Source organism: Streptomyces noursei (assembly GCF_016917755.1).
Taxonomy (GTDB): Bacteria; Actinomycetota; Actinomycetes; order Streptomycetales; family Streptomycetaceae; genus Streptomyces; species Streptomyces yunnanensis.
In genome coordinates this window covers 5791251-5806363 of record NZ_CP070326.1, presented here as the reverse complement: position 1 = coordinate 5806363, position 15113 = coordinate 5791251, and the positions used below count along the sequence as shown (strand labels likewise).

The following is a 15113-nucleotide window of genomic DNA, read 5'->3' as shown; positions in this document are numbered from 1 at the left end:
GGACGGCCCGAAAGGCGCGGAGGAAGCATTCACACCCTCCACGCTACGACCCGCGTTCGCGCACGTGAAATGCCTTTTCGCCGGTTGTTATGCTCCGCACGCATGAGCATCGAGCCGCGTCATCTCCGCGGTGTGAGGTCTGACGACATCCCCCCGCTGCAGAAGGGCACCGTCAAGCGTCCCTTGCTGCAGGCTCGGGCTCGGACTCGGGCCCCGGCTTCCGCTGGCGCCTCTCCTGCCGTCCCTGCGCGGTCTCGGTGCGCTGAGCGGAACTTCGCGCCAGCCACCCCTGGAGCAGGGGCAGCAGCAACACCATGAGGAACAGCCGCAGCGTCTGCACACTGGAGATCAGCCCCATGTGCGCATCGCTGGTCGACGCGCTGGCGAGGACCGCGTTGATACCGCCGGGCGTCGTCGCGAGGTAGGCGTCGGCCCGGCTCACCCCCAGCACCGGGGCCAGCCCGACGGCGATCCCCCCGATGACACCGCAGAGCAGCAAGATCGCACCCAGTACCAGCGGGATCATGCGCCTCACCGCCTGTACGGTCTCGCGGTCGAAGCGCAGGCCCACCTCCAACCCGACGAGTACCAGCAGCGTCTCCTTGAACAGGCCCGCCGGCGAATAGCCGTGCGTCAGGCCGAGCGCCGTGACGGCCGCGGAGAGCAGCATGGGCCCCAGGAGAGCCGCGCTGGGCAGCCTGATGCGCCGGGCCAGGCGCATGCCAACGGCGGCCAGGACGAGGGTGATGGACACCCCGGCCAGCTGATCGCCTCGGGGCACCAGGTCCCAGGACCATCCGGCGGTGGCGCTCGCACCACCGTCGTCCCCTGTGCCGCCGGCCGCGGGGTCGGCGATGAGCATGGCCACCAGCGGCGCGGCGGCCGAAATCACGGCGACACGGGTGTACTGCATAAACGCCACGACTCGAGAATCCGCGCCCATGTCCTTCGCGCACGACGTCACGGCCACCGACCCTCCGGCGATCATTCCGAGCGTCGCGGTGAGCCGGTCCATTCGGCCGGTCCGCGCGATCATGACGGCAATTCCGACGCTGAGGACGGTCGTCACCAGCGTGAGCATCGTCAGCGGAAGCATGGCACCGGCCACGTCGCGCAGGACCGAGACCTGGAGATAGGCGCCGATCATGACGCCGATGAGGGCCTGCACGCTCTGGTCGACGGTCTTCGACATATGGTGCCGCCGGCTGCCCCGCAAGGCGATCACGGCCCCGACCAGCAGCCCGAGGAGGAGTTGGGGCGACGGGGCCCCCAGGGGCTCCAGGACCGCCGAGACGGCAAGGATCCCCACCGTCACGCATCCGATTCCCATGGGGCCGTCGAGTGCATTCCGTACCCGGCTCGTAAGCCGCTCAGCTACGCGCATTGGACCATCTCCGACGTTCGGCGTAAGCCAGTGGCCATCATGAACGGCGAGAGGTTTCCAAAAGGTGAATCAGCCTTATCTTTCCCATGAATGGACTTTCCGTGAAAGACGTGAAAGGGCGGAGCGCAAGCCGGCCGAGCCGGTGAACCGCGTTCCCGTGAAGAGACAACCTCCTACGGTCAGCCGGGCCCCGGTCCCTCCCCCAGGGCCTCCGCCAGCACCTCCGCCAGGTGTCGTCCCCGGCGCGCGCCCAGTTGGGCGAGTTGGGTCCGGCAGGAGAAGCCGTCGGCGAGGATCTCGGTGTGCGGGGGCGCCTCGCGCACGGCGGGGAGGAGTTGGTCCTCGGCGCAGGCGACGGAGACGTCGTAGTGGCCGCGTTCGAAGCCGAAGTTGCCGGCCAGGCCGCAGCAGCCGCCGCTCAAGTCGCCGGTCAGGCCGGCGCGTTCGCGAAGTCGGCGGTCGGCGGCGTCGCCGAGGACCGCGTGCTGGTGGCAGTGGGTCTGGCCGGCGACGGGGCGGTCGAGGCGGGGCGGGGTCCAGTCGGGGGCCAGTTCCTCCAGGACCTCGGCGAAGGTGCGGACGGAGGCGGCGAGCCGTGCGGCCCGGGGGTCGTCGGAGAGCAGTTCCGGCAGGTCGGTGCGGAGCGCCGCGGCGCAGCTCGGTTCGAGGACGACCAGGGGGCGGCCGGGGCGCACCAGGGGGCCGAGCGCCTCGACCGTGCGGCGCATGACGGCCCTGGCCTGGGTGAGTTGGCCGGTGGAGACATAGGTCAGGCCGCAGCACAGGCCGGGGCGGTGGAGGCGGGGCAGCGGGAACGACGGGCGCTTCGCCAGGGGCGCGGTGGGCGGGAGCAGGGGCCGCAGTCCGGCGGCCTCCAGGACGCGGACGGCGGCCCGGCCCACCTCCGGGGACAGGTGGTCGGTGAAGGTGTCGGGCCACAGGACGACCGTCCGGCCGCCCGTCGGCGCGCCCCCGGCGGCGCGCCGGCGCCACCACCAGCGCCGGAACGTCTCCCCCGCCAGCGCCGGGATCTCCCGCTCCGGCGCGATCCCGGCGAGCCGCTTGGCGACCGCGGCGAGCGGGGTGCGGGCGAGGGCGTTGAGGAGCGGCGCCGCGGGGGCGGCGGCGCGCAGCCACTGCGGCAGGCGGCCCATGGCGTAGTGGGCGGCGGGGCGGATCCGGCCCGCGTAGTGGTGGTGCAGGAACTCCGCCTTGTAGGTGGCCATGTCGACCCCCACGGGGCAGTCGCTGCGGCAGCCCTTGCAGGAGAGGCAGAGGTCGAGGGCGTCGCGCACCTCCGGGGAGCGCCAGCCGTCGGTGATCACCTCGCCGGCGAGCATCTCGTGCAGCAGCCGGGCGCGCCCCCGGGTGGAGTGCCGCTCCTCGCCGGTGGCGCGGTACGACGGGCACATCACATCGGACGATCCCGAACCGAGCTTTTCGGTACGGCACTTGGCGACGCCGACGCAGCGGCGGACGGCGGCCGGGAAGTCGCCGTGATCGTGCGGGTAGCCGAACTCCACCGGGACCGGGCCCTTCGGCAGCGGGGCGAAGCGAAGGTTGTCGTCGAGGCGGGCGGGGCGGACCAGCATGCCGGGGTTGAGGCCCCCGGCCGGGTCCCAGAGGTCCTTGAACGCGCCGAAGAGGCCGACCAGTTCGTCGCCGTACATCGCGGGGAGGAGTTCGGCGCGGGCCTGGCCGTCGCCGTGCTCGCCGGAGAGTGATCCGCCGTGCGCCACCACCAGGGCGGCCAGGTCGGTGGAGAAGTCCCGGAAGCGGCGGATGCCGGGCGGGGTGAGCAGGTCGAAGTCGATCCGGACGTGGATGCAGCCGTCGCCGAAGTGGCCGTAGGGGGTGCCGCGCAGGCCGTGCTGGGCGAGCAGGGCGCGGAAGTCCCGTAGATACGGGCCGAGTCGGGCGGGCGGGACGGCGCAGTCCTCCCAGCCGGGCCATGCCTCCGTGCCGTCGGGCATCCGGGTCGCGGTGCCGGAGGCGTCCTCGCGGATCCGCCAGAGGGCGCGCTGGCCGGCCGGGTCGGCGACGAGGGCGTGGCCGGTGGCGCCGTCCGCGATCGCGGCACGGCACAGCACCTCGGCGCGGGCGGCGGCCTCGGCGCGGCTCGCCCCGCCCATCTCGACGAACAGCCAGGCGCCGCCGTCGGGCAGCCCGGCGGCGCCCTTGCCGACGAGGTCGGCGGCCATCCCCTCGACGGTCAGCGGGCAATGCGGGAGGAGGGTGTGCGCGGCCTCGGCGGCGGCGCTCTCGTCGGGGTAGGCCAGGACGGCCAGGGCGCGGGCCGCGGGGGCCTCGACGAGTCGGACGGCGGCCTCGGTGACGACGCCGAGGGTGCCCTCGCTGCCGGTGAGGGCACGGGCCAGGTCGGTGCCCGCCTCGGGGAGCAGCGCGTCCAGTGCGTAGCCGGAGATGCGGCGCGGGAGGCCGGCGGGGTAGCCGGTGCGCAGCAGCGCCAACTCCCGCCCCACCAGGGCCTGGACACCGTCGCGCAGACGGGGCGGGAGGCCGGTGGGGCGGCCCTCGGGGTCGGTGCCGCGGCCGGCCCGGACCGCCTCGCCGCCGTAGGTGAGCACGTCCAGGGTGTGGACGTTGTCGGCGGTGGTGCCCCAGGCGACGGAGTGCGAGCCGCAGGAGTTGTTGCCGATCATGCCGCCGAGGGTGCAGCGGCTGTGGGTGGAGGGGTCGGGGCCGAAGGTCAGCCCGTGCGGGGCGGCGGCGGCCCGGAGGTCGTCGAGGACGACGCCGGGCTGGACGACGGCCGTGCGGGCCTCGGGGTCCAGCGCGGCGATCCGGCGCATATGGCGGGTGAAGTCCAGGACGACGCCGGTGCCGGTGGCCTGCCCGGCGATGCTGGTGCCGCCGCCGCGCGGCACCACCGGGACGCCGCGCTCCCGGCAGACCCGCAGGGCCGCGGCGACGTCCTCGGCGTCCCGGGGCGCGACCACCGCGTCCGGGACCCGCCGGTAGTTGGACGCGTCCATCGTCATCAGCGCCCGGTCCCCGGCGGTGGCCGAGACCTCGCCCCGCACCGCCGCGGCCAGTTCGCGCGCCAGGTCCGCCCGGGCCGCCGCCGCCCGGTCGGTCGCCCGCCCACGCCGGCCGCCGGTGCCCGATCCGCTCGTATCCGATCCGTCGCCGTTCCGCTTGTCCGTCTCCGTGCGATCAGCCATGACTCCAGGGTGCCCGGAAAGGGCGGGGGGCGATCAAGGGCTGTGGATAACTGCACCACCACCCCTAGCATGGAACGCATGAGCGACGACGCATCCGGTGGCACGTCCCACCACACGGTCCACCACAGCTCCCACCACTCGTCGGACGACGGCTCCGCCTGGCAGCCGCACCGGTCGTCCGGCGGTGCGTCGTCGCTGGACACGCTGCGCCGCGCGGCCCGGTGGGAGACCCTCGTCATCCTCGTCGCGCTGATCGTCCTGGCGGCCGTCTTCAGCTAGCCGGGCGCGCGCCGGCCGACATCAGGGGCGGCGTACCGTCTCACACCTCAGACGGGTGGAAGCGGAAGACGTTCTCCGGGTCGTGGGCGGCCTTGAGGTCCGCCAGCCGGGCCCGGGCGGCCGCGCCGTGGGTGCTGCGGGCCACCTCCGCGGCGTCCGCCCGCCCCTGCTGCTCGCCGAGGAGGAAGTTGACGTTCCGGCCGAGCCGCCAGGGCTCCACGACCGCCAACACCTCGGCGTGCACCTTCCGGACGGTCGTCAGGTCGCCCTCGGGGTCGGTGGCGCCCAGCGGGGACAGCACCCGCAGCGCGAACCGGGCGTCCCGGTGGCCGACCGCGCGCAGCGGCGCCCCCAGGCGCTCGCCCTCCTCGGCGCCGCCGGAGGACGCGATCCGTGGCGTCCGCGCAGGTGGGCCGGCGACTGCGGCAGGTGGGGTTGGAACTGCTACCGCTCGACCGAGTTCAAGCGCGGCCTGGCGGGAACGAGTGAGCACCGCCTGTCGGCGCCGAGCCGAGTTGACATGCCTCCCGAAAAAGCGAATGACAGTTTGCGTGCCGAATGGGTGACCCTTTCGGGTGGGGCTCGTTGGATGCCGTGACGGGATCTCGACGTTGGCGGTGGAGGTGGGCGGGCTGCGTGAGCTGACGGATCCGTTCGTGGTGCCCGGCCCGTCAGGGTTGGCGGTCCGGGCCCGGTTGCGGGTATCGGAGACGGATGCGGCGGTGCTGCGCAAGGTCGGGGCGTTCCTCGGCTCGCTGGCCGCTCATGATCTCGCGGTGCGATGCAGGCAGGCGCTGGAGCACGATGCCACCTCGTGGGCGAGGCGGAAGCGGGAGCTTTCCGAGGTCTCGTCGGCACGATGGGCAGGCAGCATCACCAAGGCCACACACGACCAGTGGTCGCTTGCACGGCGCTGCCAGGCGGCCGAAAAAGGATGGCTGCGCGGGCAGATCGCGCGGATCGAGGCCCGGCTGGCCCGCCCGCTGGGCGCCAGGGCGGACAAGCGTGAACGATTGCCGCGCGGGTACGGCTCCCGGGCGGAGTGGCATGCCAAGTCCCGCCGCCTCCACGTCCTGCGGGACCGGCTGGCGGGGCTGGAGGCGGACTGGGCCGCAGGCCGGGTGCACGTGGTGCGTGGCGGCAAACAGCCCGCCCGGCTGCGCCACCGCCTCTACGAGGCCGGGCTGGACGAGCGGGCGTGGCGGGAGCGGTGGCATGCGGCGCGGATGTTCCTGGCCGCGGACGGTGAGTCTGGCAAGCGCTTGGGCAATGAGACCATCCGCATCACCGAAACCGGACAGGTCGCGATCAAGCTCCCGGCTATCCTTGCTCACCTGGCCAATGCGCCGCACGGCCGGTACATCCTGCAAGCGACTGCTCAGTTCAGGCACAGGGGCGAGGAGTGGGCGGACCGGATCACGAACAACCGGGCCGTGGCCTATCGCATCCACCTCGACACGGTGCGCAGCCGCTGGTACGTGACCGCCTCTTGGCAACGCACTCCCGTCCCGCCGCTGCCGCTGGAGGCGGCCCTGGCCCGGGGCCTGGTGGCGGTCGACATGAACGACGACCATCTCGCCGCCTGGCACCTGGACATGCATGGCAACCCGGTCGGCGAGCCGCGGCGTTTCTTCTACGACCTGTCCGGCAGTACCTCGCATCGGGACGCTCAGATCCGCCACGCTCTGACCCGGCTGCTCCACCACACCCGCCGCTGCGGGGCCGCTGCGATCGCCATCGAGGACCTCGACTTCACCGACGGCAAGACCCGCGAAAAGTACGGCCGCAACAAGCGCTTCCGCCGCCTGATCTCCCGCTTCCCCACCGCCAGGCTGAAGGCCCGGCTGACAACGATGGCCGCCGAACAGGGCGTTGCCATCGTCGCGGTGGATCCGGCCTACACCTCCCGGTGGGGTGCCCAGCACTGGCAGCAGCCCCTCACCACCACAACCCGCAAGACCTCTCGCCACGACGCGGCAGCCGTGGCGATCGGACGACGCGCCCTCGGGCACCCGATCCGGCGACGGACGGCACCGCCCCGTACCCACCAGAGCGATGGATACGGGCATCGGACCGCCCAGGCCGGATCGGAGACCCGACGGCGTGAGGAAACCCGCCCCCGCCTTCCCGGACCACGCACGAGATGCGTGCCGCCCGGTAGCGGAGCGAACGCGGGCGACCAGCGTGCCCAACACCGTTCGGGACACGCGGCTGAGCAGCAGTCCTGGCACCAGGACTCACTCCCGCTCAGTCTTTAGAAACGGTAGACGATCAGTCCGAGGGACGGTCTCGGTCCAGCGCAGGTAGCCGGTCAGCGCGTCATCGATCTGCTCAGCGCCGAAGGCGAGTTGGCCGCGGTAGAACCGCGCGACTGGGCGGCGCTCTCGGACCTCTACGCGGCGGACCGCCCGTAGCCGGCGGTGACCGCCGGCGCGGTCCCGGTCACACCGCGCGTCCACACTCCGACCGTCCGTCATCTCACCGGCTGGACGCCCCGCCGGGTCCCCGCGCGACCCTTTAGGCTGCCCCCGTGGCTGATATCGAGATCCCCGCTGACCTCAAGCCCGCCGACGGACGCTTCGGCGCGGGCCCCTCCAAGGTGCGTACGGAGGCGCTCGACGCGCTGGCCGCCACCGGTACTTCCCTGCTCGGCACCTCGCACCGCCAGGCCCCGGTCAAGAACCTGGTCGGCAAGGTGCGGCAGGGCGTGCGCGACCTCTTCCAGCTCCCCGAGGGCTACGAGGTCATCCTCGGCAACGGCGGCTCCACCGCCTTCTGGGACATCGCGACGCACGGCCTGATCGAGAACAAGTCGCAGCACCTCTCGTTCGGCGAGTTCTCCTCGAAGTTCGCCAAGGCCGCCAAGCTGGCGCCGTGGCTGGCCGAGCCCACCGTCATCTCCGCCGACCCGGGCACCCACCCGGAGCCGGTCGCCGAGGCCGGCGTGGACGTCTACGCCTTCACCCACAACGAGACCTCGACCGGTGTCGCCGCCCCGATCCGACGGGTGGCCGGCGCCGACGAGGGCGCCCTGGTGCTGGTCGACGCGACCTCCGGCGCCGGCGGCCTCCCGGTGGACATCACCGAGACCGACGTCTACTACTTCGCGCCGCAGAAGTCCTTCGCCTCCGACGGCGGCCTCTGGCTCGGCGTCTTCTCCCCGGCCGCCCTGGAGCGCGCCCGCGCCGTCCACGCGTCCGGCCGCCACGTCCCGGAGTTCTTCTCGCTCCCCACGGCGATCGACAACTCCCTGAAGAACCAGACGTACAACACCCCGTCCCTCGCCACCCTCTTCCTGCTCAACGAGCAGCTGGAGTGGATCAACGGCCAGGGCGGCCTGGACTGGGCGGTCGGCCGCACCGCCGCCTCCTCGCGCGCCCTCTACGGCTGGGCCGAGGACTCCAAGCACGCCACCCCGTTCGTCACCGACCCGGCCAAGCGCTCGCAGGTCATCGGCACGATCGACTTCAGCGACGACATCGACGCGGCGGCCATCGCCAAGGCGCTGCGCGCCAACGGCATCGTCGACACCGAGCCGTACCGCAAGCTCGGCCGCAACCAGCTGCGGGTCGCGATGTTCCCGGCGATCGACCCGGCGGACGTCGAGGCGCTGACGGCCTGCATCGACTACGTGGTCGGCCGGCTCTGACGGCACCACCGCACCGACGCGGAAGGGCCCCGGCACGGCGCACAGCGCCCCACCGGGGCCCTTCCGCATGCCGGGGCCCGGAGCCCCGCCGCACCCCCGAACGGGCGCATCGCCACCGGCCGCCGCACCGGACGCAGCGCGCCGAGGCGTAACGCGACGCGACGAAACGGTCCGGATGTGTCTCCATGGAGGCATGCGGACCTCTCCCAGCCCCGGCCTCGCCCCCTTCGAAGACCAGGGGACGATCCTGCTGACCACGTACAAGAAGGACGGCACCGGCATCGACACCCCGGTCAACTTCGCGGTGGACGGCGACCACGTCTACTTCCGCACCTTCGGCAGCGCCTGGAAGGTCAGGCGGATGCGGAACTTCCCCGAGGTGGAGTTCTGCGCCTCGACCTGGCGCGGCAGGCCCACCGGTCCCACCGTCCGGGCCCGGGCCCGGCTGCTGGACCCGGCCACCCGTGAATACCGGCGCGCGGAACGGTCGTTGACGCGCAAGTACCCGCTGATCCACGGGCTGGTGGTGCCGCTCGTGCACCGGCTGCGGCGGGAGCCGACGCTCCACTACGAGCTGCGGCTGATCGAGGACGAGCAGCCGCCAGGGTAGCCCGGGGTGGCCTTCGTAGAGCACCGCGCCACCCTGTTTCTTACTGTCGAGTCAGACCCGTGCGGCCGGTACGGGGGCAACGACATAGACACACGGGCCATCGTCGCTGTCGTTGTGGGTCCATTGACATCCTCCATCCCCGTGAACGGGGATGGACTCCCATCCGAGCCGTGGTGCGGTCGGCTGGGCGGTTGACGCTTCACAGCCTGCCTATCGGCGAGGGCTCAGCAGTCCTGACACCGCCTGCCCGGCGGCGTGTTTGATGTTGCGTGCGGCATTGGTGTCCGCGTTGTCTTCGTATCCGCAGCTGGCGGCCTTACAGACGAAGCCCGCTTGGGTCTCCCGGCTTCCGGGAGTGGTGAAGCCGCAAGCCGAGCAGCGCAGGGAGGTTCCTGGAGCCGGGACTTTGACCAGGTGGCCGCCTCGGTCGGCGAGCTTGTACGCCAGCAGCTCGACGGTCCGACCCCATGCCTCCCCAGCTATCGCACGGTTCAGCGTGGCCTTTTGACGAACGTGCTTGCCAGGGGCTTCCGCGGTTCCTCTGGCGGACTTAATCATGTTGGTGATGGCCAGGTCTTCCACCCCGACCACTGCGAAGGTGTCGGCGAGGTCGGTGGTGGTCTGGTGCTGCCAGTCGCGGGCGCGGCGCGTGGCTGTTGCGCGGAGCCGGGCGATCTGGTCATAGGTGCGGGTGAGGCGGCTGCTGTTGCGTTCGCCTGGCGTGCAGTGGCGTCGCTTGCGGGCGGCGGCCTTCTCCAGACGGCGCAGGCGATCGGTTTCGCCCGGGGTGAGCCAGGGGCCGTGTTCACGGTTGGTGCCGTCGGACAAGGCAAGGGGAACAACGACGCCCCGATCGATGCCGACGAGCGCTCCCGTGTGCGGTTCCGATCCGGGCACCTCTGTTTGGACGCGGAAGACGATGTGCCAGCCGTGCGCCTCTTTCACGAGGCGAGCACCGGTGATGCGATTGAGCTTGTCGGCGCGCTTGCCGACGGGGAGGGCCTTGGTCCAGCGGAAGCGGACAAGACCGATCTTGGGAATGCACAGCTGCCCCCAGTGCCGGGACAAGCGCTTGACCTGCAAATCCCGGCCTTGCGGAACGTCCACGGCCATGCGGGTACGGATGCGGGACTTGAAGTTGGGGGCCGATGCGCGGCCTTCCCAACAGTTGACCCACGCCCGGTGGTACTGCTTGAGCACCTGTTGCGCGGCCTGAGCCGGGAGGACCCCGAGCCATGCGATTTCTTTGCGGGCCTGCCGGATCGCCCGATCCGCTGCCGCGAGGGAGCGTCGGCATTTCGGCGCCATCACCCACCAGTCATGAAGGAGATTCCACAGGGTTCGGGCGGCGTGGCCCTGGTCATCCAGCTTCCTCGCCTGCTCGGAGGTGAGAGACAGCAGCGCCTTATGTCCACGCTGACGCTTCAACTCCCCACCCCCTCACACTTGTTGATTGCCCCAGAGGTCACACTAGCATTGGCGCATGTCACCTCGATGGGAATCAGCACCCGATGTCAGAAGGTCAGCACACGTGGTCTACAACCTTCACGCACACTTGGTGTTTGTCACCAGGTACCGGCGCGGTGTATTCACGTCCCAGATGCTGGAACGCTGCGAAGAGATCATGCGCGACGTGTGCGCGGGCTTCGAGGCGGAGCTGAAAGAGTTCAACGGCGAAACCGATCACGTGCATCTCCTGGTGCACTACCCGCCGAAAACCGCCCTGTCCAAGCTGGTCAACAGCCTCAAGGGCGTCAGCTCCAGGCGCCTGCGCAACGAGCACTCCGAGCAAGTCGACAGCGCCATCATGCACGGCCGGTTCTGGTCCCGCTCGTACTTCGCCGGCTCGTGCGGCGGGGCACCGCTGACCGCCGTACGCCAGTACATCGAGAACCAGCAGCGCCCCGTATGAGCATTCCCAAGCGATGCGGCCGGGGCGGCGTGGCCAGCGTCACGTACCCGGCGGTAGCGTTCTCGGCCATCATTGCCGGATGAGGATCATGTGCGTCGGGGACTCGATGACGATCGGCAGCTCCGGCGACTTCACGTGGCGCTACCGGATGTGGCAGCACCTCAACGCGACCTACCCCGGCCCGTACCAGCTCGTCGGACCGCGCGACACCCTGTACGACCCCGCCACCGACGCCGCGGACTCGGTCGCCTACGCCGACCCGGCCTTCCCCGCGAAGGCGCGGCGTCACCTCGCCGGCTGGGGCGAGGGCTGGCTGCACATGGCGCCGCTGATCGAGGACGCGGTCCGCGCGCACCGGGCCGACACCCTGCTGGTCTCGCTGGGGCTGATCGACCTCGGTTTCTACACCGACCCGGAGCAGACCGCGGAGAACGTGCGGCGCTTCGTGGCCGGGGCGCGGGCCGCCCGACCGCACGTCCGGGCGGTGCTGATGCCGGTCATACCCAACGTACGGGCGCTGGTGGACGCGGACTTCGGCGCCCAGTGCACGCGCTTCAACGAGCTGCTGGCGAAAGCGGTGGCCGACCTCTCCACACCGGGCTCGCCGCTGCTGCTGGCCTCCGAGCCGGCGGACTGGCGGATCGACGGGTCCACCTACGACGGCACCCACCCATCGGCGCCGGGCGAGCACCTGCTGGCCGGCGCGTTCGCCGACGCGATGCACCAGGCGTGGGAGATCGGCGGCCCGTACCTCCACTGAACCCTTGCTTCGAGCGGACTCCAACGGCTTGGCTGGACGACCATGGAGTACACGCAGCTGGGACGCACCGGACTCAAGGTCAGCCGCATCGTCCTCGGGACGATGAACTTCGGGCCGCAGACCGACGAGACCGACAGCCACCACATCATGGACGCCGCGCTGGACGCGGGCATCAACTTCTTCGACACCGCCAACGTCTACGGCTGGGGCGCCGAGAAGGGCCGCACGGAGGAGATCATCGGCTCGTGGTTCGCCCGCGGCGGCGGGCGGCGGGAGAAGACCGTGCTGGCCACCAAGGTGTACGGCAACATGGGGCCGGACGGCGAGCGGGTCTGGCCCAACGACGACAAGCTCTCCGCGCTCAACATCCGCCGGGCGGTGGACGCCAGCCTCAAGCGGCTGGGCACCGACCACATCGACCTCTACCAGTTCCACCACGTCGACCGGAACACGCCCTGGGACGAGATCTGGCAGGCCATCGACGTCCTCGTCCAGCAGGGGAAGATCCTCTACGCGGGCTCCTCCAACCACGCCGGCTGGCACCTCGCACAGGCCAACGAGGCCGCCGCGCGCCGGGGTTCGTACGGCCTGGTCAGCGAGCAGTGCCTGTACAACCTCGCCGAGCGGCGGGCCGAGATGGAGGTCATCCCGGCCGCCCGGGGCTACGGGCTGGGTGTGATCCCCTGGTCGCCGCTGCACGGCGGGCTGCTGGGCGGCGTGCTCCGCAAGGAGCGGGAGGGCACCGGAGCGGCCCGCTCGGCCTCCGGCCGGTCCGCGAACGCGCTGGCCGACTCGGCGATCCGGGCGCGGATCCAGTCCTACGAGGACTTGGTCGACAAGCACGGCCTGGTGCCGGGCGAGGTGGCGCTGGCGTGGCTGCTCACCCGGCCCGGGGTGACCGGCCCGATCGTCGGTCCGCGCACCGCCGACCAGCTCGCCTCCGCACTGCGCGCGGTGGAGCTGGAGCTGCCGGCGGAGTTGCTGGCGGGCCTGGACGAGGTCTTCCCCGGACCCGGGCCGTCGCCGGAGGCGTTCGCCTGGTGAGCCGGGTGGGCCTGGTGAGCCGGGTGAGCCGGGTGGGTCGGGCGGGCGGGGTCAGCGCAGGGCCGCCGCCACGACGACGACGATCAGCAGCACGGCGAGCAGCCCGGACATGATCCGGTTACGGGTCTTGGGATCCACCCTTTGAGCGTAACCGGGGCGGAACCCGGCGCCGCACCGGCCCGGCGGGTGCGGCGCCCGGGCCCGGCTCAGCGCCCCAGCGGCCAGCGCGCGACCGGTTCGTAGTGCGGCTGGGCGCCCGGCACCCCGGGTGCCGGCGGGTGGCTGCGCATCAGGGCGATCTCCTCGACCGTCCAGGGGCTGCCGGCGAACTCGGACAGGGCGGTGGCGTACGGGACGAGGTCCAGTCGGCCGGTGCGGTTCCGGGCGAGGGTCAGGTGCGGGGTGTACGGGCGGTGCTCGCCCATCCGCAGGCCGATCCGGCGGCCGGCGGCCTCGGCGGCGTCCGCGAGGTGCCGCATGGCGGGCCGGTCGCCGTCCGCCCCGGCCCACACCACCCGGTCGCCGAACCGGCCGCCGCCGGCGATCCGCAGCTCGTAGGGGGCGTGCCGGTGGGCGGCGCGGGCCAGCCGCTCGTGCAGCTCGGGCAGGGCGTCCTCGGGCACCTCGCCGTAGAAGGCGAGGGTGAAGTGCCAGCCGTCGTGCCCGGTCCAGCGCAGCCGTTCGGCGCCCGGCAGCTTCTTCAACTGCCCCACTTCCGTGGCCAGTTGACCGAGCGAGTGGGCCGGGGGCAGCACGGCGGCGAAGAGTCTCATGGGGCCAGTGTTGCCCCCGGACCGCCGCCGTGCCCGGCGAACCCTAGGCCGCCGCCGTCAGTTTCTTCTCCGGTGCCTCGTCGGGCGCCCCGGTGGCGCGCATCCGCGGGACGAACGCCACGTGCTGGTGCCCGCGCCGCAGGTCGATCTTGAGCCGCAGTCCGCCGGACCGGGCCAGGAACAGGCCGACCAGGGCCGCGGCCGCCATGGAGACCACCCCGCCGGCGAGGAAGCCGACCCGGGGGCCGCAGGTGTCGGTGACCCAGCCGACCAGCGGCGCACCCAGCGGCGTGCCGCCCATGAAGACCATCATGAACAGGCTCATCACCCGGCCGCGCATCGCCGGGTCGGTGGCCATCTGGACGCTGGAGTTGGCCGTGACGTTGATCGTCAGGCCGACCATGCCGATCGGGGCGAGCAGCGCCGCGAAGACCCAGAAGCCCGGCGCCAGGGCGGCCACGCACTCCAGCAGGCCGAAGACCAGTGCGGCGCCGACCAGCATCCGCAGCCGGGAGCCGGCCCGGCGGGCCGCGAGCAGCGCGCCGATCAGCGAACCGGCCGCCATCAGGCCGTTGAACAGCGCGTACGTACCGGCGCCGGCGTGGAAGACCTTGTAGGTGAAGGCGGTCAGCCAGATCGGGAAGTTGAAGCCGAAGGTGCCGATGAAGCCGACCAGGACGATGGGCCAGATCAGTTCGGGGTGCTGGCGGACGTAGGCCAGGCCCTCCCGCAGCTGCCCCTTGCTGCGCGGGACCCGGTCCACCTTGTGGAGTTCGGCGGTGCGCATCATCAGCAGGCCGGTGAGCGGGGCGAGGAACGACAGGCCGTTGAAGAGGAAGGCCCAGCCGCTGCCGAAGGCGGTGATCAGGACGCCGGCGACGGCCGGCCCGATCAGCCGGGCGGACTGGAAGTTGGCGGAGTTCAGGCTGACCGCGTTGCGCAGGTCGCGCTGGCCGACCATCTCGGAGACGAACGCCTGCCGGGCCGGGTTGTCGACGACGGTGACCAGGCCGAGGAGGAAGGCGCCGGCGTAGACGTGCCAGACCTGCACCTGGCCGCTGAGGGTGAGGCCGGCCAGCGCCAGGCCGGTCAGGCCCATCGCGGACTGGGTGCACAGCAGCAGCTTGCGCTTGGCGAAGCGGTCGGTGAGGACGCCGCCGTAGAGGCCGAAGAGGAGCATCGGCAGGAACTGGAGCGCGGTGGTGATGCCGACCGCGCCGGACGAGCCGGTGAGGCTGAGCACCAGCCAGTCCTGGGCGATGCGCTGCATCCAGGTGCCGGTGTTGGAGACCACCTGGCCGGTGGCGAAGAGGCGGTAGTTGCGTATGCGGAGGGAGCTGAACATGCCCGTGCGCGGTGTGGCGGCGTGGCCGGTGGCGACACCGGGGGCCTCGGTGGGGCCCGGGGTGGTCGCGGTCGCGTCGTCGGTGACCGTGTCGTTGTGGGAGTTCGGTGCGGGTGCGGAGGGTGCTCCGTTTCCCGTACTCAAAGTGGGTTCGCCTCCTTAAGCCTGGGGT

13 protein-coding genes are annotated in these 15113 nt (G+C 71.9%); 7 read left to right on the top strand and 6 right to left on the bottom strand.

The features are described from left to right. Positions 1-172 precede the first annotated feature (172 nt). Complete coding sequence (locus JNO44_RS25765; RefSeq protein WP_240167660.1) at positions 173-1330, bottom strand: AbrB family transcriptional regulator; 1158 nt, start codon at positions 1328-1330, stop codon at positions 173-175. 233 nt (positions 1331-1563) lie between these two features. Further along, entirely contained in the window at positions 1564-4569 is a 3006-nt protein-coding gene (locus JNO44_RS25760) for an FAD-binding and (Fe-S)-binding domain-containing protein (protein WP_240167659.1), read from the bottom strand. Between the two features lie 78 nt (positions 4570-4647). Here JNO44_RS25760 and JNO44_RS25755 point away from each other — a divergent pair, with 78 nt between their 5' ends. Further along, the gene (locus JNO44_RS25755) at positions 4648-4848 is read left to right on the top strand and encodes a hypothetical protein (RefSeq protein WP_205366274.1); all 201 of its coding nucleotides are present in this window, start codon (positions 4648-4650) and stop codon (positions 4846-4848) included. A gap of 40 nt (positions 4849-4888) precedes the next feature. On the opposite strand, the gene JNO44_RS25750 is transcribed toward JNO44_RS25755, so the two are convergent. Beyond that, positions 4889-5341: a BBE domain-containing protein gene (locus JNO44_RS25750; protein ID WP_205366273.1), complete on the bottom strand. Its 453-nt coding sequence runs from the start codon at positions 5339-5341 to the stop codon at positions 4889-4891. 82 nt (positions 5342-5423) lie between these two features. On the opposite strand from JNO44_RS25750, the gene JNO44_RS25745 reads away from it, so the two are divergent. The 3 genes from JNO44_RS25745 (at position 5424) to JNO44_RS25735 (ending at position 9107) form a co-directional block, all read left to right on the top strand. After that, entirely contained in the window at positions 5424-7106 is a 1683-nt protein-coding gene (locus JNO44_RS25745) for an IS200/IS605 family accessory protein TnpB-related protein (RefSeq protein ID WP_420882680.1), read from the top strand. Between the two features lie 272 nt (positions 7107-7378). Next, the gene (serC, locus tag JNO44_RS25740) at positions 7379-8497 is read left to right on the top strand and encodes a phosphoserine transaminase (protein ID WP_205366272.1); all 1119 of its coding nucleotides are present in this window, start codon (positions 7379-7381) and stop codon (positions 8495-8497) included. Between the two features lie 193 nt (positions 8498-8690). Then, positions 8691-9107, top strand: a complete 417-nt coding sequence (locus JNO44_RS25735) for a PPOX class F420-dependent oxidoreductase (protein ID WP_205366271.1) — start codon at positions 8691-8693, stop codon at positions 9105-9107. 210 nt (positions 9108-9317) lie between these two features. Here JNO44_RS25735 and JNO44_RS25730 read toward each other — a convergent pair whose 3' ends face one another. After that, a complete protein-coding gene (locus JNO44_RS25730) occupies positions 9318-10535 on the bottom strand; it encodes an RNA-guided endonuclease InsQ/TnpB family protein (protein ID WP_235094114.1) in 1218 nt (405 codons plus the stop codon). Positions 10536-10590: 55 nt separating this feature from the next. Here JNO44_RS25730 and tnpA point away from each other — a divergent pair, with 55 nt between their 5' ends. From tnpA to JNO44_RS25715, 3 genes are all read left to right on the top strand, one after another. Beyond that, the gene (gene tnpA, locus JNO44_RS25725) at positions 10591-11019 is read left to right on the top strand and encodes an IS200/IS605 family transposase (protein WP_205366270.1); all 429 of its coding nucleotides are present in this window, start codon (positions 10591-10593) and stop codon (positions 11017-11019) included. Positions 11020-11098: 79 nt separating this feature from the next. Beyond that, entirely contained in the window at positions 11099-11779 is a 681-nt protein-coding gene (locus tag JNO44_RS25720; protein ID WP_189861319.1) for a GDSL-type esterase/lipase family protein, read from the top strand. 42 nt (positions 11780-11821) lie between these two features. Then, complete coding sequence (locus JNO44_RS25715) at positions 11822-12823, top strand: aldo/keto reductase (RefSeq protein ID WP_205366269.1); 1002 nt, start codon at positions 11822-11824, stop codon at positions 12821-12823. A gap of 206 nt (positions 12824-13029) precedes the next feature. On the opposite strand, the gene thpR is transcribed toward JNO44_RS25715, so the two are convergent. Next, positions 13030-13596 carry an RNA 2',3'-cyclic phosphodiesterase gene (gene thpR, locus JNO44_RS25710; RefSeq protein ID WP_205366268.1) on the bottom strand — a complete coding sequence of 189 codons (567 nt, stop codon included), beginning with the start codon at positions 13594-13596 and terminating at the stop codon, positions 13030-13032. Between the two features lie 43 nt (positions 13597-13639). Further along, on the bottom strand, positions 13640-15085 hold the full coding sequence (locus JNO44_RS25705) for an MFS transporter (RefSeq protein WP_205366267.1): 1446 nt from the start codon (positions 15083-15085) through the stop codon (positions 13640-13642). Positions 15086-15113 lie beyond the last annotated feature (28 nt).